3 protein-coding genes are annotated in these 4962 nt (G+C 65.5%); all 3 read right to left on the reverse strand.

What is annotated here, in order from left to right:
- Positions 1-352: 352 nt before the first annotated feature.
- A complete protein-coding gene (locus VAE54_RS08170) occupies positions 353-2533 on the reverse strand; it encodes a ComEC/Rec2 family competence protein (protein ID WP_322801461.1) in 2181 nt (726 codons plus the stop codon).
- 177 nt (positions 2534-2710) lie between these two features.
- Complete coding sequence (locus VAE54_RS08175) at positions 2711-4774, reverse strand: hypothetical protein (RefSeq protein ID WP_322801462.1); 2064 nt, start codon at positions 4772-4774, stop codon at positions 2711-2713.
- On the reverse strand, positions 4771-4962 hold a 192-nt coding region (locus VAE54_RS08180), incomplete at its 5' end, for a hypothetical protein (RefSeq protein WP_322801463.1). The genes VAE54_RS08175 and VAE54_RS08180, both read right to left, overlap by 4 nt.

Raw genomic sequence — 4962 nt, forward strand, 5'->3', positions numbered from 1 at the left:
GCGGCTTTATGGGTTGGCCGCCCTCAACGGCCCGACCGGGAGTTCCCCGGGAGGTGACGCCGGTCGCGGGGTCCCCAGCCGGTCGAAGACCGGCTGGGGTGCCCCCGATCCCTCTGGCGGCGGAACGGCGGAGAGCCGGTCGACGCGCCACGGGTCGAGGAAGCCGGAAGTGGCCGGTCATGGATTTCGCCCCGTGGGGCGAAATAAATGACGATGAGCCACAGAACGGCAGCTGATGCAACCCGCGGCGCGCCGGTAGGAGCAGGGGCTTTCGCCCCCACCAATGCCGCCGCTCAGGCGGCTCCTGCCTTCCTTAAATAAATTAAATTAATAGCTGGCACAGCTCCTGATCTCATGGGCCTATCCCGATCCACCAGATCGTTCCATCTGTTGCGGCGGCGATCCACCGGTGGCCCTGGGCGCGCCAGACGTGGCGTAACCCCGAGACCGCGCCAGCCGCTCCCCCAGCTGGTGTTCCCCCCACCAGAAGCCCCCACGCGTTCACCTGCCGGGCCACGGCCAGCCCCCGGCGCTCTTCCCCCATCACAAGAACCAGATCGGCAAAGGTCCCTTCTTCAACCCCGCGGCGGCCGGTGATCAGCGCCCGCTGCCCTCCCACCTCCAGGATCCATCCCCCATCGATCGCGCGCAGGGTTACCCTTCCCAGCCCGACCTGCAATCCCGTCGGGATGGGTGTTTCTCCTCCCAGGACATGGCGAACCGGATAACGGCCTTTCAGAGTGGTCACCCCGCGCATCGCTCCCTCCCCCTGGAGGATGACGAGATCCAGACAACGGTCGAACGGTCCCAGCCAGCGCCCCAATTCCCCAAGGGGGGGATCCCCGGAGCCATCCAGCCATAGCACCCGATGCCCCTCCGGGGTCTCCAGAAGGAGGGCATGGCCTCCCTCAAAGAGCACCAGCTGCGTCCGGCCGTCCGGCAGGTAGGTGAACGCGATGCCGGCCAGCGCCCCGATGAGGCCGAGGGTGCGCAGAGCCGGTTGATGGGGCTGGAGACGGGCGACCAGATCGGCCCAGGGAACGCCCCAGGCGCGAAGGAGCAGGAACGCCAGCGCGCCTCCATAGAAGAGCAGCATCCCTTCCAGGTAACCGGGGGCGACGCGCACGGTTGCCAGGGGCCATCGGGCGGTCAGATCGGCGATGCGGATCGTCCAGGCGAGGGGCCACCAGAGGGCCCAGCCCAGGGGCGCGGCCAGGCGGCCGGCCAGCGCCGCGCCGATGGCGGCGGGGATCCCCAGGGCCATCACGAAGGGTTGCATGGGGAGGGTCAGGAGATTGGCGAGAGGGGCGATCAGGGAGAGCTCCCGGAAATGATACAGCATCAGGGGCGCGGTGGCGATCTGGGCCGCCAGGGAGACCAGCAGGGCCTCCCGGAGGATCTCCACCAGCGTCGTGGCCTGGGGGTCCCGGAACAGACGAGCCGTCTGAACGCGGGCCCATCGCTCCAGCGGCGGGGCCAGGAAGAGCAAGCCCAGGGTCGCGGCGAAGCTCAGCTGAAAGCCGATATCCTCTATTGCAGCCGGATCCCAGAGGGTCATCAGGAAAGCGGAGAGGCTCAGGGCGTTGAGGGCGTCGCTGCTGCGCCCCAGCATCCAGGCGATCACGGTGAGGGATCCCATGATCGAGGCGCGCACCACGGAGGCCGAAGCGCCGACGAAAAGGGCATATACGGGGATCAGAACCAGGGTTGCCCAGAGGGCGATCCGCCGACCCAGGAGCCGGGTGAAGATCGTTAAGGAGAGCGCGGTGAGCAGGGTGATGTTATAACCAGAGATCGCGACGATGTGGCTGAGGCCGGAACGGGCGAAGGCCTGTTCGACCTCCCACGGGATGCTGCTCTCATCCCCCAGCAGGATGCCGATGAGCAACCCCGCCTCCGGATCCGGGAGGATCTCCCGCAGGCGTATCCGGGCATATCCGCGCGCCCGGTAGAGCAGTCCGAGCAGGGGATTTCCCTCGCCGGATCGCAGGCGGGCCCATTCCCGGGCTCGGAAGACGCCCAGGACCCCCTGCCGGGCCAGAACAGCGCGTCGATCGACGCCGGCGCTGACCGGAAGGGGACCCGCGCGTCCGGTCAATCGGATCCGATCTCCATACTCCGGGCGGCCCTGGGGGAGATCCACCTGAAGGAGACCGTCCCCACCGTCCGGGCGGAAGCGGAAGCGGGACCCCGCGCCGCGTTCGGCCGGATCATCGACCACGACCCCCTCCAGGGTGAGCTCCGCTCCCTCCTCCACGGCTGTGGCCACCGGCGGAGGGAGGGATGGGATCGGGCGCAGGGTTCCCCGGATCGCGCCGAGGAGAAGGATCAGGAGAAGAAGGGGGAGACGCCGGCCTCCGGGATCGGAGAAGCGGAGCCCGACGGCGGCCACGGCCGGGAGCATCCAGATCAGGAAAAACAGGGTCCAGCGTGGGAATAGATCCTCGCCGGGCAGGAGGCTCCGGGCGAGGAGCAGCCCCATCAGCCATGCCAGGGCGGGCGGAAAGAGCGGCGCGCCGCGGAGATCGGGCATCGCTGGTTGTTGTCCTTCGAAGGATCTATGTAATTCCATGGGTAGTGAGACATCCAATGGTTAGTGGGATATCGCCCCAGCGAGGCCGCACCTTTTCGCGGATGGGAAATCGACCCCAGGCGTTGCGCGCCATGGATCCACCCGTTTCTTTTGCGGAGAGGTGACCGGGAAGTCCGGTCAACGATGGCGCAACACCAGGGGCAGGTAAACCGAGCGGTCCAGCTTATGGATCCGCATAACCATCAGTTCATCCAATTTGGCGATGTAAATGTAGTCGGCTTCCTTCTCGATGTCCTCTGCGCAGCCCGGGATCTCGTAGGAGCCCGTCACCCGGAGGAAGGATGGATCCCGGACGTCCAGGATTTGCAAGGTGCTCCTGTGGGGCTCTAAGGAGCTTACAGGGCATTTCGCGCGGAGCAGATAAACGTGAGCCCCCTCCGCTTCCACGCCTACTGCATCCCAATCCGGGGGCAGGTCATAGGTGCCCACCCGACGCGGGGATTCTGGCTGGCTCATGTCGAGGACCTCGAGGCGATCGCCGCCCCCGTCCCTCGGATAAATGATGTAGACGCGGTTCTGCTCCACCGCCACGTCCTTAATCAACGGCCCTGCAATGATGCCCCCTCCCGGGGTTGGCACGGCATACTGCCCGATCAGGCGGGGGCTCGTCGGGTTGCGGACATCGATGATCAGCAGCAGGTTGCCGCTCCGGGCATATGCATAACTCCCGGCCACTTTCACCCTGTTGAGACCATCGGACCTTGAGAAGAATCCGATCCGTTGGGGGCTTGCGGGATTGCTCACATCGTAGATCTCCAAGCCGGTATAGTTGGCCACATAGAGCTGATTTCCGATGGCATCCACGCCCCAGGCACGGATAGTGGGCCGGAACACCGTAGGGGCGGCGGGGTTGCGGGCGTCGATGATCTCCAGCTGGCCGCTCATGGCGATATAAACGCGATTCATGGACGCCGCGATATCCAGCGCATCCTTAGGGAGCTCATGCGTAGATAGATCCTGATAACCCGCCAGCCAGGGTGGGGATGGATTGGGGGCATTGAGGATCCACAACTTGTTCCCTGGGCCGATTCCGTAGAGGTAACTTCCATCGGTCGCGACCCGCATCACGGATCCCGGGAAGGCCAGGTAGGCGATCTCCTGAGGGTTTCGCGGATTGTTCCCGTCGAACGTTCGCAGGCCGAGCCATCGGTCTGTGACATAAATATAGCGGCCGCTCGCTGCCACATCCGTGGCCTCGCTGAAAGGGGGAAGGAGGGAGCTCCCCACCCAGCGGGGGTTACGAGGGTCGCTCACATCGACGACCTGCAGGCTTCCTCGGCGGCTTCCCAGAGTCTCCGTAATGCCAGCCACATAGGCGTAGTTCCCTACCATCGCCATGCGGCTTGCATCCGATAGCTCCGTCAAGCTCAGGGAGCCGATCACCTGGGGAGCGGATGGGGAGCGGACATCCATGATCACCAGTCTGGGAGGGACCCCCCAGCGGCTGGCCACTCCATAAGCGTAATTCCCGATGACCATGTCGACTCGATTCGGGGAAGGATCCACGGCACCGATCTTGCGAGGAGATGTGGGAGAGCTCACATCGAAGACAACGGTCTGACGGGTGGAGGTATCCTCCACATAGGCGTAGCTCCCCGCCAGCACCACGTTTCCGGCAGAGAGCAGCTCCTCCTGGTAGCGCCCGAGTTCCCGTGGGGCGGCGGGGTTGCTCACATCCAGGATCCGCAACCCACCGGACCATATCCATCCATTCCATACTCTATATGTCACATACAGATAATTCCCGGCGATAGCGCTCCGGATCGCGCCTCCCGGCGCGCGGCCGGCGATGCGTGGGCGGCTCGGGTCGCTCCCATCCAGGATCCACACCCCATCCCGAGCGGTCACATAGGCGAGGCCTCCAGCGACAGTCACGCCGTTCACCATGTCGGGCAGACGGACGTAGCCCACCACCTCCGGGCGGCGGGGATCCGCGAGGCTCATGACCAGCAGGCTCCTCCCAACGCCAACGTAGGCATAGGAACCATGGACGGCGATAACCTGGATCGGCCCACCGATGTAGCCGACGGGTTCTACGATCACCATCCCCTCCGCCGCAGGGGAGAAGGGGACGCTCGACGGCGAGCCGGAAGCGGCCAGGGAAGCCTCGATGGATCCCCGGGGAAGGCTTGCAGCCACGATCAGCCAGGCGATGATCAGCAATCGATGCCGTCGGCTCATGATCCCATCCCTCCGATCACCGTGTGGACCCGCGATAGCGTCATGGCCACCCGCCGGCTGGCCTCCGCCTGCGCCCGCCACGCCTCCCCCCACGCCCGCAACCGCCGGATCTGCCCTCGGATCTGCTCTGGATGCACCCGCAGCACCGTATCCATCGTTCGCCCTCCAGATGACGTGCTTCTCGTCCA

The sequence above is a fragment of the Thermoflexus sp. genome (genome assembly GCF_034432235.1).
In the GTDB taxonomy this organism is placed as follows: Bacteria; Chloroflexota; Anaerolineae; order Thermoflexales; family Thermoflexaceae; genus Thermoflexus.

Coding starts and splice junctions, on each gene's coding strand:
- VAE54_RS08175 (WP_322801462.1), bottom strand. CDS start 4,774: ATGAGCCGACGGCATCGATTGCTGATCATCGCCTGGCTGATCGTGGCT.
- VAE54_RS08170 (WP_322801461.1), bottom strand. CDS start 2,533: ATGCCCGATCTCCGCGGCGCGCCGCTCTTTCCGCCCGCCCTGGCATGG.